At 40.5% G+C, this 14,965-nt stretch carries 15 protein-coding genes; 13 read left to right on the top strand and 2 right to left on the bottom strand.

Going from position 1 to position 14,965, the window contains the following annotated elements:
- Window positions 1–1,482 carry a DUF1958 domain-containing protein gene (locus IGJ20_RS12310; protein ID WP_002386255.1) on the bottom strand — a complete coding sequence of 494 codons (1,482 nt, stop codon included), beginning with the start codon at window positions 1,480–1,482 and terminating at the stop codon, window positions 1–3.
- A 222-nt stretch (window positions 1,483–1,704) separates the two neighbouring features.
- Here IGJ20_RS12310 and gmk point away from each other — a divergent pair, with 222 nt between their 5' ends.
- The 12 genes from gmk (at window position 1,705) to IGJ20_RS12250 (ending at window position 13,965) form a co-directional block, all read left to right on the top strand.
- The gene (gene gmk / locus IGJ20_RS12305; RefSeq protein WP_430605242.1) at window positions 1,705–2,319 is read left to right on the top strand and encodes a guanylate kinase; all 615 of its coding nucleotides are present in this window, start codon (window positions 1,705–1,707) and stop codon (window positions 2,317–2,319) included.
- Window positions 2,320–2,323: 4 nt separating this feature from the next.
- Complete coding sequence (gene rpoZ / locus IGJ20_RS12300) at window positions 2,324–2,626, top strand: DNA-directed RNA polymerase subunit omega (protein ID WP_002354916.1); 303 nt, start codon at window positions 2,324–2,326, stop codon at window positions 2,624–2,626.
- A 211-nt stretch (window positions 2,627–2,837) separates the two neighbouring features.
- A complete protein-coding gene (locus IGJ20_RS12295) occupies window positions 2,838–2,993 on the top strand; it encodes a putative holin-like toxin (RefSeq protein ID WP_074653361.1) in 156 nt (51 codons plus the stop codon).
- Between the two features lie 335 nt (window positions 2,994–3,328).
- A complete protein-coding gene (priA, locus tag IGJ20_RS12290; RefSeq protein ID WP_126254750.1) occupies window positions 3,329–5,761 on the top strand; it encodes a primosomal protein N' in 2,433 nt (810 codons plus the stop codon).
- A gap of 26 nt (window positions 5,762–5,787) precedes the next feature.
- On the top strand, window positions 5,788–6,282 hold the full coding sequence (gene def / locus IGJ20_RS12285; protein ID WP_002371656.1) for a peptide deformylase: 495 nt from the start codon (window positions 5,788–5,790) through the stop codon (window positions 6,280–6,282).
- The gene (fmt, locus tag IGJ20_RS12280) at window positions 6,275–7,216 is read left to right on the top strand and encodes a methionyl-tRNA formyltransferase (RefSeq protein WP_002378815.1); all 942 of its coding nucleotides are present in this window, start codon (window positions 6,275–6,277) and stop codon (window positions 7,214–7,216) included. Before def ends, fmt begins: the two co-directional genes overlap by 8 nt.
- Window positions 7,217–7,221: 5 nt before the next feature.
- Entirely contained in the window at window positions 7,222–8,601 is a 1,380-nt protein-coding gene (rsmB, locus tag IGJ20_RS12275) for a 16S rRNA (cytosine(967)-C(5))-methyltransferase RsmB (protein ID WP_126254751.1), read from the top strand.
- Between the two features lies 1 nt (window position 8,602).
- Window positions 8,603–9,352 carry a Stp1/IreP family PP2C-type Ser/Thr phosphatase gene (locus IGJ20_RS12270; protein ID WP_002354922.1) on the top strand — a complete coding sequence of 250 codons (750 nt, stop codon included), beginning with the start codon at window positions 8,603–8,605 and terminating at the stop codon, window positions 9,350–9,352.
- A complete protein-coding gene (ireK, locus tag IGJ20_RS12265; protein ID WP_126254752.1) occupies window positions 9,349–11,505 on the top strand; it encodes a serine/threonine protein kinase IreK in 2,157 nt (718 codons plus the stop codon). The genes IGJ20_RS12270 and ireK overlap by 4 nt, the downstream gene beginning before the upstream one ends.
- A 248-nt stretch (window positions 11,506–11,753) precedes the next feature.
- Window positions 11,754–12,647, top strand: a complete 894-nt coding sequence (gene rsgA / locus IGJ20_RS12260) for a ribosome small subunit-dependent GTPase A (protein WP_126254753.1) — start codon at window positions 11,754–11,756, stop codon at window positions 12,645–12,647.
- 23 nt (window positions 12,648–12,670) lie between these two features.
- A complete protein-coding gene (gene rpe, locus IGJ20_RS12255; RefSeq protein ID WP_002354925.1) occupies window positions 12,671–13,324 on the top strand; it encodes a ribulose-phosphate 3-epimerase in 654 nt (217 codons plus the stop codon).
- The gene (locus tag IGJ20_RS12250) at window positions 13,321–13,965 is read left to right on the top strand and encodes a thiamine diphosphokinase (RefSeq protein WP_002361010.1); all 645 of its coding nucleotides are present in this window, start codon (window positions 13,321–13,323) and stop codon (window positions 13,963–13,965) included. The genes rpe and IGJ20_RS12250 overlap by 4 nt, the downstream gene beginning before the upstream one ends.
- 103 nt (window positions 13,966–14,068) lie before the next feature.
- Here the strand turns inward: IGJ20_RS12250 and rpmB are convergent, their stop codons facing one another.
- Window positions 14,069–14,257, bottom strand: coding sequence for a 50S ribosomal protein L28 (gene rpmB / locus IGJ20_RS12245; RefSeq protein WP_002354928.1), 189 nt, complete (start codon window positions 14,255–14,257; stop codon window positions 14,069–14,071).
- Between the two features lie 273 nt (window positions 14,258–14,530).
- Here rpmB and IGJ20_RS12240 point away from each other — a divergent pair, with 273 nt between their 5' ends.
- A complete protein-coding gene (locus tag IGJ20_RS12240; RefSeq protein WP_002354933.1) occupies window positions 14,531–14,893 on the top strand; it encodes an Asp23/Gls24 family envelope stress response protein in 363 nt (120 codons plus the stop codon).
- Window positions 14,894–14,965 lie beyond the last annotated feature (72 nt).

Raw genomic sequence — 14,965 nt, 5'->3', positions numbered from 1 at the left:
TTAGAATAAAAGAAACAAGCCAACGGCGCATAGGAAAGAAAGAACTGCGGCACTTAAAAAGATTGTCCGCATGGATGCAGTTTTACTGCTTTCTTTGCCGTGTTTTTTCTGACGTTCTAAACGTTTTTGAAGCTGACGGGTAATTACTGAGAAAATCAGCCCGAAAAGGACTAAAACACTTGTGGCAATCGATTTGGGAATAAAATGATTCGGTTCTGCAACGGTGGTATCCCCAGAATGTTCGTTTGATTCTTCCGCAGCTTCAGCTGTTGTTTGTTTTGGCTTAACTTCTTGGTAAGCCACTTTCGGCGCTTGAACAGTACTATTTAACAATGTCAAAGGCGTGTCGACTTGCACCTGCCCTGCTACTAATTTAAAAGTAGGCTGACTGCCTTTGGGAACGACACCGTATAAATCGTTAGCCAAAGTGACTTTTTTGTGATCAATGGTTTGTGGTCCTTTGTCTAAAAGTTTTTTGCGTTCGTATGTCGTATAGGCATAGTCCAGCAAAGCATTCCCAGCCACATGCCGTTCGTATTCACCATCTTGGTTTTGCCAATTACCAACGCCTAAAATGACTTCAATTAAACGGAAATCTCCTTGTTTGACAGTCGCAATATAGTTAAAACCGCCTGTTGGACTAGAGCCTGTTTTTAAACCATCCACGCCTTGATAACCATACTTAGCGCCTGGCAAAGAATAATTGTACGCTTCAAACGTTTCCTCGTAAGGCGTGCCGACCATTGTTTTCACCACTGGTTTATTGGTGATTTCTAAAATTTCTGGATAATTTTTCAGAAAATGATAGGTTAGTGAAGCTAAATCTCTAGCTGTAGAGACGTTATCGCCATTTGGGTCAATTCCTTGCATTTGATACAGGCCGTTAAAGGCACTTGCTTGCGCCCCACTGCAGTTGTAATAGGTAGTATTTGTCATCCCTAATTCAGCCGCTTTTTGATTCATTAAATGAACAAAGTCAGTAGGCTGGTTCCCTGAAATTAAGTTTGCCAACATGAGAGTCGCCACATTAGAAGAGGGGACAGCAATCATTTTTAACAGTTCACGGACTGGATAAGCAACACCTAACGTAATTTTGTTATTACTAATGGCATATATTTTAGAAATATCGACATCTTTTTGCGTAGCAGTCACAGTCGTATCCATTGTAAATTTTCCTTGCTCCATTGCTTCAAAGGCCAAGTACATGGTCATCACTTTGGCAATACTGGCAGGATTCCACGCTAAATCTGGTTGCTGCGACCAGAGAATTTCTCCAGAATCAGCATCAACAACGATGGCTGCTTTGGGAATGCCATCCGCTTTCAGGGTTGTCCCCATTTTTTTAGCAATTGCGGTAATATCTTCTTCTGCGTGAGTCACAGTAGGTTGGGCAAAAAAGGCCCCACAACTGACAACTAAGCCTAGCAGAAACAATGTAAATGGTTTAATTCGTGCGATGTTTCTCAGTCCTTTCTTATTCACGTTTTTTCATCCTAAAGGAGTCATCACTTCATTTTACTTAAAAAATGGCTGCCTGTATAGGAATTCTAGGTAATTTGTTTAAAAAAAGAACAAGTTATGAAAGCCAAATTAAAGAAGAAATGTTATTTTTTCAGTGAATCTCCAAGAAAGTCTTGAAAATTGCAGAAAAAAAGTGCAAAATAGAACTAATACTGTGAAATTATGTTTTGAAAGGAAGTCGTTATGTCAGAGCGCGGGTTATTAATCGTATTGTCAGGTCCTTCAGGAGTGGGGAAAGGGACTGTAAGAAAGGCTATTTTCGACAGTGAAGAAAATGATTTTCAATATTCAATCTCAATGACCACTCGGAAACAGCGAGAAGGCGAAGTGGATGGAGTAGATTACTATTTCCGTTCAAGAGAAGAATTTGAAGCGATGATTGAAGCTGGAGAAATGTTGGAATATGCGGAATATGTTGGTAACTATTATGGGACACCATTAACGTATGTTAACCAGACGCTAGATGAAGGCAAAGACGTCTTTTTAGAAATCGAAGTCCAAGGGGCTAAACAAGTCAAAGACAAAGTGCCTGATGGCGTATTTATCTTTTTGACACCCCCCGATTTAGCGGAATTAAAATCAAGAATTATTGGCCGCGGAACAGACGAAATGTCTGTGATTGAAGAACGAATGGCTGTGGCCAGAGAAGAAATCGAAATGATGGCGCTGTATGATTATGCGGTAGTGAATGATGAAGTTCCTTTAGCCGTGCAACGAATTAAAGACATTATCGCGAGTGTGCACTTCCGTGTTGACCGTGTAATTGGAAAATATATTAAAATGTTAGAGGAGATGTAGCCTTATGATGTTAAAACCGTCAATTGACTCATTATTAAAAGAAGTCCCTTCAAAATATTCTTTGGTTATTTTAGCAAGCAAACGTGCGCATGAATTAGATGAAGGCGTTCAACCAACCGTTGAATCCTTTGATTCTGTAAAAAGTGTGGGTCGTGCGTTAGAAGAAATCGAAGCAGGAACAGTGATCAGTGATCCAAATCCTGAAGAAAAACGTGAACGTCTACGCATTGAACGTGAAGAACGCAAACGCCAACGTGAACAAGAACAAAAAGAATTAGAAAACCGTTTACGTGACGAAAAAAATTAATTGAATGAAAAACAAGTCTATGATTGAAGCTTTCTTCAAGTAAAGGCTTGTTTTTTTGTGATTGCAAATGTTGTGGGATGACTTTTGTGGTATACTGTTTTTGTAGATAAGTTATGACGGTGGCAAGTGCAAAAGAAAATGTGCTTTGCGACGAGAATCGCAATGAAATGAGAATCGTAGGAGCATACTGGAGACCCTTTTGGTGGTGCTTATGAGCATAAGTACTAAAATCTATGAAAGGGGAAAGCCGTATTTGTCCGCATTAGATGTAATCGGACTAATTTTCGACTTTGGTTTATATACCATTGCGTTGATTAGTTTGGTTGTCACTTTGCTAAAAAAGACAAAAAGAAATAACCAGTCATAAACTTTGAACGGTTAACTGGTTATTTCTTTTTAATTAAGTAAAAACTAAGTTACTGTCATGATTCTACAGTTAGAGAGATGGACCAACATCTCTCTTTCAAAATGTTTATACCATAAAAAAATGTAGAGTGCTAACACTAGTTAGCAGTGTAAGTTTCAAAGTATTTTAAGAGGATTACTAAAAGCTACTTTCTTAGATCATTTGTTTAGGAAAGCTAGCTTTTTATATTTTAAGGAGAAATTAACTAAGCTTAACAACAACGAGACACACAAGACAAATCAGTCAATCTTTAGTACAATAGGCAAAGAGAATTTACATAAAAAGGAGGACGCACCATGCAAAAAGTAGCCAAAGTTATTGTGGATGTACCAACGATGCAAACCGATCAACCATTCACTTATTTAGTTCCTGAAAATTTAAATGAGCAATTGGCTGTCGGCATGCGTGTAGAAGTGCCTTTTGGTAACGGTAATCGGCATGTTCAAGGGTTTGTTCTAGCCATTGAACCAGTGGCTGCAACGGTTCTTGACGAAACCAATGTTCAGTTGAAAGAACTAGTGGCGGTGTTGGATTTAAAACCTGTCTTAAATACAGAAATGTTGGCTTTAGCTGATTATATGAAGGAAAAAACGTTTGCCTTTAAAATCACTTGTTTGCAAACCATGTTGCCTAGCGTAATGCGTGCCGATTACCAAAAATATATTTATTTAACGGATGAGCTTTCTGAAGAATTACAAGATCAGTTATTTTATGGTTTAGAGGAAATTTCGTGGGACCAAGCGCAAGAACGTGGGCTTTTGCCTCAACTAATGGCGTTGCGTAAACAGCAAAAAGTCGATATTCGCTACGAAGTTACGACGAGAAATAAAGTCAAAATGGTCCGCTTCATTCAAGCCGCTAAGGAATTTGAACAATTAGAGGAAATTCGTTTGGGTTTACGCAAGGGAGCTAAGAAGAAAGAGCAACTTCTTTACTATTTACAACGCTTAGGCACTGAAAAAGTCACCGCTGTGAAGGAAATGAAAGAATTAGGTTTCAGTACCGCGCTTTTAAATGAAGCGGCCAAAAACGGCTGGTTAACGTTCATTGAAAAAGAAGCGTATCGTGATCCGTTTGCTAATCAGACGTTTGAAAAAACGACTGCGTTATCTTTGAATGCAGAACAACAGGTGGCTGTGGAAACAATCTTACAATCGGTCCAAGAACAGCAAAGCCAAACCTACTTATTGGAAGGTATTACAGGAAGTGGGAAAACAGAAGTTTATCTACAGGTCATTGCAGAAGTTCTTAACCAAGGCAAAACAGCCATTATGCTTGTCCCTGAAATTTCTTTAACTCCGCAAATGGTGCAACGCTTTAAAAGTCGCTTTGGCGAACATGTTGCTGTAATGCACAGTGGCTTATCGCAAGGTGAAAAATACGATGAGTGGCGGAAGATTGAACGAGGAGAAGCGGAAGTGGTGGTTGGCGCGCGTTCAGCCATTTTTGCACCAATCGAAAACATCGGCGTGATCATTGTTGATGAAGAACACGAGGCAAGTTATAAACAAGAAGAAACCCCCCGCTACCACGCGAGAGATTTAGCGATTTGGCGTTCGGAGTACCATCATTGCCCTGTTGTTTTAGGTAGTGCCACGCCGTCCTTGGAATCACGCGCTCGCGCACAAAAAAATGTTTATCAGCGGTTACGATTAACACAGCGTGCCAATCAAGCGGCAACCTTGCCTACGATTGATGTAGTGGATATGCGGCAAGAAGTAGAAAATGGCAATGTCTCTTCTTTTTCCATGTCGTTGCAAGAAAAACTCCAAGAACGCTTAGAGAAAAACGAACAAAGTGTTCTCCTACTTAATCGCCGTGGCTATTCGTCATTTGTGATGTGTCGCGATTGTGGCTATGTGTTGCCGTGTCCGAATTGTGATATTTCCTTGACTTTGCATATGGATAGTAAAACAATGAAATGTCATTATTGTGGGCATGAAGAACGGATTCCTTATCGCTGTCCTAACTGTGGCCAAGATAAAATTCGCTACTACGGAACAGGCACACAAAAAGTAGAAGAAGAATTACAAACGTTATTACCAGACAGTCGTATTCTCCGAATGGATGTTGATACGACCCGTCGCAAAGGTGCGCATGAAAAAATTTTGCGAACATTTGGTGAAGGACAAGCGGATATCTTATTAGGCACACAAATGATTGCCAAAGGACTGGACTTTCCAAATGTGACGTTAGTCGGTGTCTTAAATGCTGATACCGCCTTGAATTTACCCGATTTTCGTTCCAGTGAACGGACCTTCCAGTTATTGACACAGGTCAGTGGCCGAGCTGGTCGTGCTGAAAAACCGGGAGAAGTCATCATTCAATCTTTTAACCCCGAGCATTATGCGATACAATTGGCAAAAGCCCAAGATTATGAAGATTTTTATACAAAAGAAATGTATATCCGTCATCGTGGGGATTATCCGCCGTACTATTTTACGGTCCAAATTACGGCTAGCCATCCTGAAGAAAATGAAGCAGCGAAACAAATGTTTCAAATTGCGACGAAATTAAAACAAGGCTTATCGCCGCAAGCTATTTTGTTGGGACCAACGCCTAACGCAATTATGCGTGTCAATAATCGATACTTTTATCAAGTGATTATCAAGTATAAACAAGAACCAATGCTTCAACCATTATTGAAAGAAATTTTAACCGATACACAACGAGCAACGGCTCGTGGTTTAAAGCTTTCCGTTGATGCAGAACCCATGAATTTTATTTAAAAAATACAGCTTTGAAAGGAGCACTTATGCGCTATCCAGTTGTGATTCACCCGAACGAACACTTAAAAATGAAGGCTCAACCTGTGACGATTATTACCGATGAAATTGTGCAGTTACTAGAGGATATGTATGAAACAATGCTGGCCCATGATGGGATTGGATTAGCAGCCCCGCAAATTGGTAAAAATTTGCAAATGGCAGTGATTGAAATCGATGAAGAATCTGGTCGTTTTGAACTAATTAATCCAGTGATTATTGAAAAAAAGGGAACCAGTATTGATGTGGAAGGCTGTTTAAGTATTCCAGAAACATATGGAACCGTTGAACGAGCAGATGAAGTGACTGTCCGTTATTTTGACCGTGAAGGTGAAGAAATGGAAGTTACGGCTTACGGCTATTTAGCTCGAGCTTTTCAACACGAAATTGATCATTTGAATGGCGAGTTATTTATCGACAAAATGATTGAGAAAATTGCACCAGAAGATTTAGAAGCGTATATGGAGGAACATTTTGATGACTAAAATTGTATTTATGGGCACACCAGCCTTTTCTGTTCCGATTTTAGAAAGTTTAATCGAGGCAGGCTATGACGTTCAAGCGGTTGTCACGCAACCAGATCGACCAGTTGGCCGAAAAAAAGTGATTACCCCAACGCCTGTCAAAGAAGCAGCTTTAAAACATAACTTATTAGTCTTACAACCAGAGAAAATTTCAGGTTCTCCTGAAATGGAAAAAGTGATTGACTTAGCACCAGATTTAATTGTGACAGCAGCCTTTGGGCAATTTTTACCAGAGCAAATCTTAAAAGCGCCCAAACTAGGTGCGATTAATGTCCATGCCTCACTTTTACCGAAATATCGTGGCGGCGCACCTGTACATTACTCGATTATTGAAGGAGAAAAAGAAACAGGCGTCACGATTATGGAAATGGTGAAAAAAATGGATGCTGGCGCGATTTTAGCGCAACGTGCAATTCCGATTACGAAACAAGACGATGTAGGCACCATGTTTGAAAAATTAAGCATTCTAGGAAAAGAACTTTTATTAGAGACGTTACCTAAGCTAATTGCTGGCGAAATCACGCCTATTCCACAAGTGGAAGAAGAGGCTACTTTTTCACCAAATATTACCCGGGAACAAGAACGAATTGACTGGCAAAAAACTGCTGAGGCAATTGATAACCAAGTGCGTGGTATGCGTCCTTGGCCAACAGCGTTCACAACCTATCAAGGGACCAACTGGAAAATTTGGGCAGTGACACCACTGACTGAAACAACAACCAGCGCCCCAGGAACGATTATCCAACGTAGTAAAAAAGCGCTATGGATTGCTTGTGGTGAAGGGACAGTCCTTCAAATTGATCGCCTGCAACCAGCAGGTAAAGGTCAATTAACGATTCAAGAATTTTTAAATGGCGTTGGTCAAAATGTCGCAGAAAAAGATAAGGTGGACTAACAAAAATGGCTGAAAAAATCCCCAAGAAATTAAAACGTTCTGTTCGATACGTTGCTTTAGAAACCATCGAACGTGTGGATAAAGGTGGGGCGTACTCCAATCTTTTACTTAATGAAATGATGACAAAATCAGAACTAAGCGAGAAAGATGGCCGCTTGTTTACAGAACTTGTCTACGGCACAATTAGTCGCAAATTATTGTTGGAATACTACTTAACACCATTTGTTAAGAAACCGCAAAAAGTCGATAATTGGGTGAAAAATTTATTGATTTTATCGTTATATCAATTACTTTATTTAGATAAAGTGCCCGATCATGCAGTCATTAATGAAGCGGTTGAAATTGGCAAACGTCGTGGCAATCCTGGGATTGGTAAATTCGTGAATGGCGTGCTGCGGGCGTTCCAACGAAATGGAGCACCTAGTTTGGCCGCAATTAGCGATCCAGTTGATCGTTTAGCAACGGAAATTAGCATGCCACGTTGGTTAACAGAAAAATTACTTGCCCAATTAGGCGAAGAAGAAACACGGCAGTTAGGCTTGTCATTATTTGAAAAAAGCCATGCGAGTGGCCGAGTAAACACACGGTTTATTTCACGAGAAGAAGCGCTGGAAGAATTACAAGAAACAGGGATTGCCGCGAAGGAAAGTCAACTTTCCCCTTATGGTGTTGTCGCTGAAAAAGGCTACTTAGCTGGTAGTGAACTGTTTATTAACGGTTGTTTAACCATTCAAGATGAAAGCTCTATGCTCGTGGCTCCAGCGATGCAAATTGAACCGCATCATCGTGTCTTGGATGCCTGCGCGGCTCCTGGTGGTAAAACGACTCATATCGCAACTTTTTTAGAGGCTGAAGCAGGTGGTCGTGTGACCTCTTTAGATATTCATGCGCACAAAATTAAGCTAATTAATGAAAATGCGCAACGCCTCCATGTGGCGGATGTCGTCCAAGCAGAAAAGCTTGATGCGCGACAAGTGGCCGAAGAATTTCCCGCAGAAACCTTTGATCGGATTTTAGTTGATGCGCCATGTTCAGGCTTAGGGCTGATGCGCCGTAAACCAGACATTAAATACCATAAAACGGCCAATGATTTTCAAAATTTACCTAAAATTCAGTTAGAAATCTTAGAAAGTGTTGCCCCAACACTAAAACAATGGGGTATAATGGTCTATAGCACTTGTACTATTATGCCAGAAGAAAATCAGGAAGTGGTGGCAGCCTTTTTAGCCAAACACCCTGAATTTGAAAAAATTGAAATTGTTGCAAATGAAAATGTCCAAGCAGTAGTAAAAGAGCAAGAACTGGTTCTGTATCCCCATCAATACATGACAGATGGCTTCTTTATTTGCTGTATGCGGAAAGTTAGTTCAAATGAGGTGAAATAATTTGGAAATCAACGTTCAATCAGATGTCGGTCGCAAAAGAAATACGAACCAAGATTATGCCAACGTTTTTGAGAACCAACAACACATAACCTTTGCTGTTTTAGCAGATGGCATGGGTGGTCACCAAGCAGGTGATGTCGCTAGCCAAATGGCAGTCAATAATTTAGGTGAGAGTTGGTCCAATGCGTCTGTCGACTCAGCTGAAAAATCTGCGCAGTGGTTAATTCAAGCAATTCAAAAGGAAAATGAAAAAATTTATGAACGCGGACAATCGAAACCAGAGTATTTAGGAATGGGGACAACCGTGGTTGGTGCCATCCTTTTACCGGATTCATTTGTCTTAGCAAATGTGGGGGACAGTCGTGCTTATTTAGTTCGTGACCAACACATGTTACAATTAACAGAAGATCATTCTTTAGTGAATGAACTAGTAAAATCAGGGGAGATTACTCGTGAGATGGCTGCAAATCATCCACGAAAAAATGTCCTAACACGTTCTTTGGGAATGCCTGGCACTGTCGAAGTCGATGTAACCAATCATGAATGGCTGCCTAATGACTATTTACTGTTATGTTCGGACGGTTTAACCAATATGGTTCCTGAGACAAAAATTTTAGAAATTTTAGAGACGTCAGATCCCTTAGAATCCAAATTAAGCCAACTCGTTGCCCAAGCAAATGAAGCGGGTGGTTTAGATAACATTACCGTGTTAGTGATACACTTTGACGAACAGAAGGAGGAAAACCAATGATAGAAATCGGCAAGAAGCTGAATGGTCGATATCACATTATTGGCAGCATCGGAAGCGGCGGCATGGCCAACGTCTATTTAGCACACGATTTAATTTTAGACCGAGACGTTGCAGTAAAAGTCTTGCGCTTTGACTTCCAAAACGATCAAGCCGCCATCCGACGTTTTCAGCGTGAAGCACTAGCCGCAACTGAGCTGGTTCACCCGAATATCGTCAGTGTGTACGATGTAGGCGAAGAAGATGGACTACAATATTTAGTCATGGAATATGTGAAAGGAATGGACTTAAAACGTTACATCCAAACGCATTTCCCAATTCCTTATTCCACAGTTGTGGACATTACGCAACAAATTTTATCTGCTGTCGCAATGGCACATGAACATAGAATTATTCACCGGGATTTAAAACCGCAAAACATTCTGATTGACGAACACGGCACAGTCAAAATTACTGACTTTGGGATTGCGATTGCCTTGTCAGAAACGTCAATTACGCAAACGAACACAATGTTAGGTTCGGTGCATTACTTATCGCCAGAACAAGCGCGCGGAAGCATGGCGACCAACCAATCAGATATTTACGCTGTGGGAATTATTCTCTATGAAATGCTAACAGGGAATGTACCTTTTGATGGTGAATCAGCCGTAACGATTGCCTTAAAACATTTTCAAGAAGAAATTCCCTCTGTCAAAATGTTTGATCCAGGAATTCCTCAATCATTGGAAAATGTGGTTCGTCATGCAACCGCAAAAGACCCAAGCGATCGCTACAAAACAGCGAATGAGATGGCAGAAGACTTATACACGTCCTTGTCAGCCAGTCGTTTAAACGAACCTGCGTGGGAACCAACGGCTTTATTAGGAGAAACGAAAGTATTAACTCCGATTCCCGAAGACATCGCTGAACCGGAAGAGACAACGCCTGTCGAAGTCCCAGAAGATATCGCAGATGACATTTTAGCTGAACAACCACCGAAGAAAAACCGCAAAAAATTGTGGATTGGCTTAGCAATTGCGGCATTAATGGCTTTAGCAATAGGTGGCTTAGCCTTTGCAATGTCGGGCGGTAAAGACGTTGAAGTTCCTGATGTTACAAATGAAACGAAAGCGGACGCTTCACAAGCGCTAAAAAGTGCCGGGCTGAAAGTCGATAGTGAAACCAAAAAAATTCCCGACGATACGATTGAAGAAGGCAAGGTGGTCAAAACAGACCCCGAAGCAAAATCATCTGTGAAAAAAGGCCGATCTGTTACTTTATACATCAGCTCTGGAACAGAAAAAATTGAGATGGCCGATTATACAAACGAATCGTATGAATCTGCTGTCGAAGCCTTGAAAAAACTAGGGTTTTCAGAAGACCAAATTACAACGAAAAAAGAATACAGTGATTCTGTGTCTACGGATAGCATTATTAAACAAAAACCAGCTGCAGGTAAAAAAGTTGATCCGAAAAAAGACAACGTCACTTTAACGGTCAGTGAAGGACCAGAAGCGGTTACTTTGCCTAGTTACGCCGGTTATTCTTACACAAATGCAGTAAATGCATTGGCACAATTAGGCATTTCTGAATCTCAAATTACGCGTGTCGACCAAGCAAGCGATACGGTAGAACCAGGTTTAGTCATTACGCAAGACCCCGCACCAGGGGGCACCGTGACACCTAAAAATGGCCAAGTGACGTTATATGTAAGTAAAGGTAGCGACAAAGTGACACTTTCTGATTATAGCGGAATTTCTTACGATAATGCGGTAAGTCGCTTAATTGCTTTAGGTATCCCAGAATCTCAAATTAAACGAGTGGACGAAGAAAGCGACAAAGTTGAAAAAGATACCGTGATTAGTCAAGAACCAGCTTCTGGTACCGCTGTTGATCCGAAAAATGACACGATTACTTTACATGTCAGCAAAGGCAGTGACTCAGTAACTGTTCCTGATATTTCAGGTTATTCGCCAAAAGCTGCAGAAGACAGCATCAATAACGCTGGCCTTAAAATCAATGAACAAGGATTATCTGGCTCTGGCGATGGCCAAGTCGTTGAACGAACTAGCCCATCCGCTGGCAGCAAAGTCAAAAAAGGCGACTCTGTTACAGTTTATTATTCAAAAGCAAATGATTCAAAAAGCACCACTAGTGAAAGTAGTACGAGTAATTAAGACAAGAGGTTGGGACAGGAGGGTTTAGCTTCAAGAACCAAGTAGGTACTGTTTAACATCTATTTGCTTTTCAAATAGTGTTTCTCAGCAATAAGAAGAAGCTGCTCCTGTCTCGCCATTTATCTTAAGATTTAAGTCTAGGAAGGTAAGTCATTTCGACTTATGTCCTAGGCTCTTTTTAATTAATAGAATCGAGAGGCTCCCTTGATTTCTCTGCCACTATCCTGTATATTCGAAAGTAGTTAGGAGTGGTTTATCTGAAAGGTCAAATCAGAAAAGCGTTAAGCGGTTTTTATTATGTATACGCAGATGGAGAAACATATCAAACAAGAGCGCGAGGGAATTTTCGTAATCGAAAAATTACGCCACTCGTGGGAGATGAAGTACTTTTTGAAAGCGATAATTTAACAGATGGTTATGTGTTGGAAATTTTACCAAGACGAAATGAATTAGTGCGCCCGCCTGTTGCAAATGTGGATCTAGGTGTGGTTGTCATGAGTATGGTTTCGCCAAATTTTTCGTTTAATTTGTTGGATCGTTTCTTAGTCAGCTTAGAGTATAAGGATATAGAACCAGTTATTTATTTAACGAAAGTTGATCTATTAGATGAGCCGCAACGTCAAGAAGTCACTGAAATTAAACAGATTTATGAAGCGTTAGGTTATGCGGTAATCGCTTCGGAAGACGTAGAAGCCACCAAAGAATTAGAACGCTTTTTCCCAGAACGGTTGACTGTTTTTATGGGACAATCAGGCGCTGGAAAATCAACATTGTTGAATCAAATTTCACCAGAATTACAACTAGCAACTGCGGAAATTTCCCAATCTTTAGGACGGGGCAAACATACGACCCGTCACGTGGAATTGATTCCATTATACGACGGTTTGGTTGCTGATACACCAGGATTTAGTGCCATCGATTTCTTGGAGATGGAAGCAGTGGAATTACCAAAGCAATTTCCTGAATTTGTTGCCGCGGCCTCTCACTGTAAGTTTCGTGAATGTATGCACCACAAAGAACCTGGTTGTGAAGTGAAACGTCAAGTGGAAGCGGGAACCATTGCGGCGAGTCGTTACGAAAATTATTTACAGTTTTTAATGGAAATCGAGAATCGACGACCTGTTTATAAGAAAAAATCATAGCAAATATAAAGGGAGCGAGCCAAATGAAACTAGCACCATCCATTTTAAGTGCCGATTTTGCCAATTTAGAAAGAGATATCCGTTTAGTAGAAGAATTAGGAGCAGATTATATTCATGTTGATGTCATGGACGGTCAATTTGTGCCCAACATTACCTTAGGACCGAATATCGTTTCAGCGATTCGTCCAGTTACAAAACTACCATTGGATGTTCATTTGATGATTGTACAACCTGAAAACTATATCAATGCCTTTGCGGAAGCCGGTGCGGATATTATTACCGTCCATCAAGAAGCAACACCCCATATTCATCGTGCCTTACAAATGATTAAAAATGCGGGTGTGAAAGCTGGCGTAACCATCAATCCTGGGACACCACTTTCGATGATCGAAAATGTATTAGATTTGGCAGATCAAGTCTTGGTAATGACTGTCAATCCAGGCTTTGGCGGACAATCATTTATTGAAAACTCACTAGAAAAAATTGCTCAATTAAAAGAATGGAAAGAAACAAAAGGATACACCTATGAAATTGAAGTCGATGGCGGGATTGTTCCTGAAACTGCCGCACGTTGTAAAGAAGCCGGTGCGGAAGTGTTCGTTGCAGGCTCCTACATTTATAATGCTGAAAATCCTCAAGAACGAATCGATGCACTGAGAGCAGTGCTAGACAAATGAGTCGTGTCTTACTGGTAGCTGGCGGCAATCCAAGTGATTGGCCAACCATTGAACCAGCTACGTATGATTATTTCGTAGGTATTGATCGCGGCTGTCTCCATTTATTAGAGGCCGATTTACCGTTACAATTAGCGGTTGGCGATTTTGATTCATTATCACGAGAAGAATACCATTTTGTCCAAGAAACTGCCGAAACACTCATCCAAGCACCTGCTGAAAAAGATGATACAGACACACAATTAGCGCTTCAAGAAGCTTTACAACGATTTCCACAAGCAGAGATGACGATTATCGGTGCGACAGGGGGCAGAATTGACCACCTGTTAGCCAATCTTTGGTTACCCTTTGAACCACGATTTCAAGGCGTACTTCGTCAAATCCGTCTATGCGATCGTCAAAATAGCATCCAGTATTACGCCCCTGGTTCGTATATCGTACCGAAAGAGCCAGATAAAGAATATCTGGCCTACTGCTGTTTGACGCCTGTAGAAAACTTGACGCTACGACGTAGTAAATATTTATTAACCAATCAAGATGTTCCTTACCCAACATCGTATGCAAGTAATGAATTTATCGAAGAAGCCGCTGCTTTTTCCTTCGATGCAGGGATGATTGCGGTTATTCAAAGTAAAGATAAGTAAAAAGAAGTTGGACCTTCATCAAAGTGATGAAGGTCCAACTTCTTTTTTTTTTGCAATAAAAAAAGCCGAACAACGAACGTCCAGCTTTGCTTATTTAAGTTTATTAAACACGTTCGATTTTACCAGATTTCAAAGCACGAGTTGACACCCAAACTTTTTTAGGTTTACCATCGATTAATACGCGAACTTTTTGTAAGTTAGGTTTCACAGTGCGTTTTGTTGAGTTCATCGCATGTGAACGGTTATTACCACTTGAAGTCTTACGACCAGTGAAGTAACATACTTTTGCCATTTTAAGTTTCCTCCTTTGCCTTGATCTTGGAGCGATAATATTCAGCTCATACTAACTTAATTTATCATATTAGGCACTGATTTGCAAGAAGATTTTTTTCTATGATTTGACTTTAGCAATCAAAAAGAGTAAATTGAAATCTTGCTAGAATGTTCACTTAGAAGTGGAAGAATGAAAATATCTGACGAACTTCCTTTTAATTAAAGGCTGGATATGATAAAATGTTATGGAAGAAAATAGGGCGAATGTGCTCTTATAAGGAGGCTTTCATCAATGGCTGTAAAAATTCAAACACCCGCAGGTACCATTGAGATTACCAATGATGTGATCGCTACAGTAGTTGGCGGAGCTGCGACAGATATTTACGGAATTGTCGGAATGGCAAGCAAAAATCAAATTAAAGATAACTTAAACGATATTTTACGTCGTGAGAATTACTCACGTGGTGTCGTTGTTCGTCAAGAAGACAACGGAATCGCAGTGGATGTCTACACGATTGTTAGTTATGGTACAAAAATTTCTGAAGTTTCTCGTAACGTCCAAGAAAAAGTAAAATATAATCTTGAAACATTATTAGGTGTCACTGCGAATTCAGTTAACGTTTTTGTTCAAGGAGTTCGTGTATTACCGGATTAGAGGTAGTGTACTGTCAACGATGCAATTGCACAAGGAAGTCGTGTGTTGCCGTTAGCGGTAAATCTGAAGGAG

This window comes from Enterococcus sp. DIV0294 (assembly GCF_050558155.1).
GTDB lineage: Bacteria > Bacillota > Bacilli > Lactobacillales > Enterococcaceae > Enterococcus > Enterococcus faecalis.
This window is presented reverse-complemented; position numbering and strand designations above follow the sequence as displayed.

What these genes read in the sequence shown, in the direction of transcription:
- rpe (WP_002354925.1), top strand. Translation starts at nt 12,671, where the DNA reads ATGAAACTAGCACCATCCATTTTAAGTGCCGATTTTGCCAATTTAGAA.
- rpoZ (WP_002354916.1), top strand. Translation starts at nt 2,324, where the DNA reads ATGATGTTAAAACCGTCAATTGACTCATTATTAAAAGAAGTCCCTTCA.
- IGJ20_RS12250 (WP_002361010.1), top strand. Translation starts at nt 13,321, where the DNA reads ATGAGTCGTGTCTTACTGGTAGCTGGCGGCAATCCAAGTGATTGGCCA.
- def (WP_002371656.1), top strand. Translation starts at nt 5,788, where the DNA reads ATGCGCTATCCAGTTGTGATTCACCCGAACGAACACTTAAAAATGAAG.
- rsmB (WP_126254751.1), top strand. Translation starts at nt 7,222, where the DNA reads ATGGCTGAAAAAATCCCCAAGAAATTAAAACGTTCTGTTCGATACGTT.
- ireK (WP_126254752.1), top strand. Translation starts at nt 9,349, where the DNA reads ATGATAGAAATCGGCAAGAAGCTGAATGGTCGATATCACATTATTGGC.
- gmk (WP_430605242.1), top strand. Translation starts at nt 1,705, where the DNA reads ATGTCAGAGCGCGGGTTATTAATCGTATTGTCAGGTCCTTCAGGAGTG.
- priA (WP_126254750.1), top strand. Translation starts at nt 3,329, where the DNA reads ATGCAAAAAGTAGCCAAAGTTATTGTGGATGTACCAACGATGCAAACC.
- fmt (WP_002378815.1), top strand. Translation starts at nt 6,275, where the DNA reads ATGACTAAAATTGTATTTATGGGCACACCAGCCTTTTCTGTTCCGATT.
- IGJ20_RS12240 (WP_002354933.1), top strand. Translation starts at nt 14,531, where the DNA reads ATGGCTGTAAAAATTCAAACACCCGCAGGTACCATTGAGATTACCAAT.
- IGJ20_RS12295 (WP_074653361.1), top strand. Translation starts at nt 2,838, where the DNA reads ATGAGCATAAGTACTAAAATCTATGAAAGGGGAAAGCCGTATTTGTCC.
- rpmB (WP_002354928.1), bottom strand. Translation starts at nt 14,257, where the DNA reads ATGGCAAAAGTATGTTACTTCACTGGTCGTAAGACTTCAAGTGGTAAT.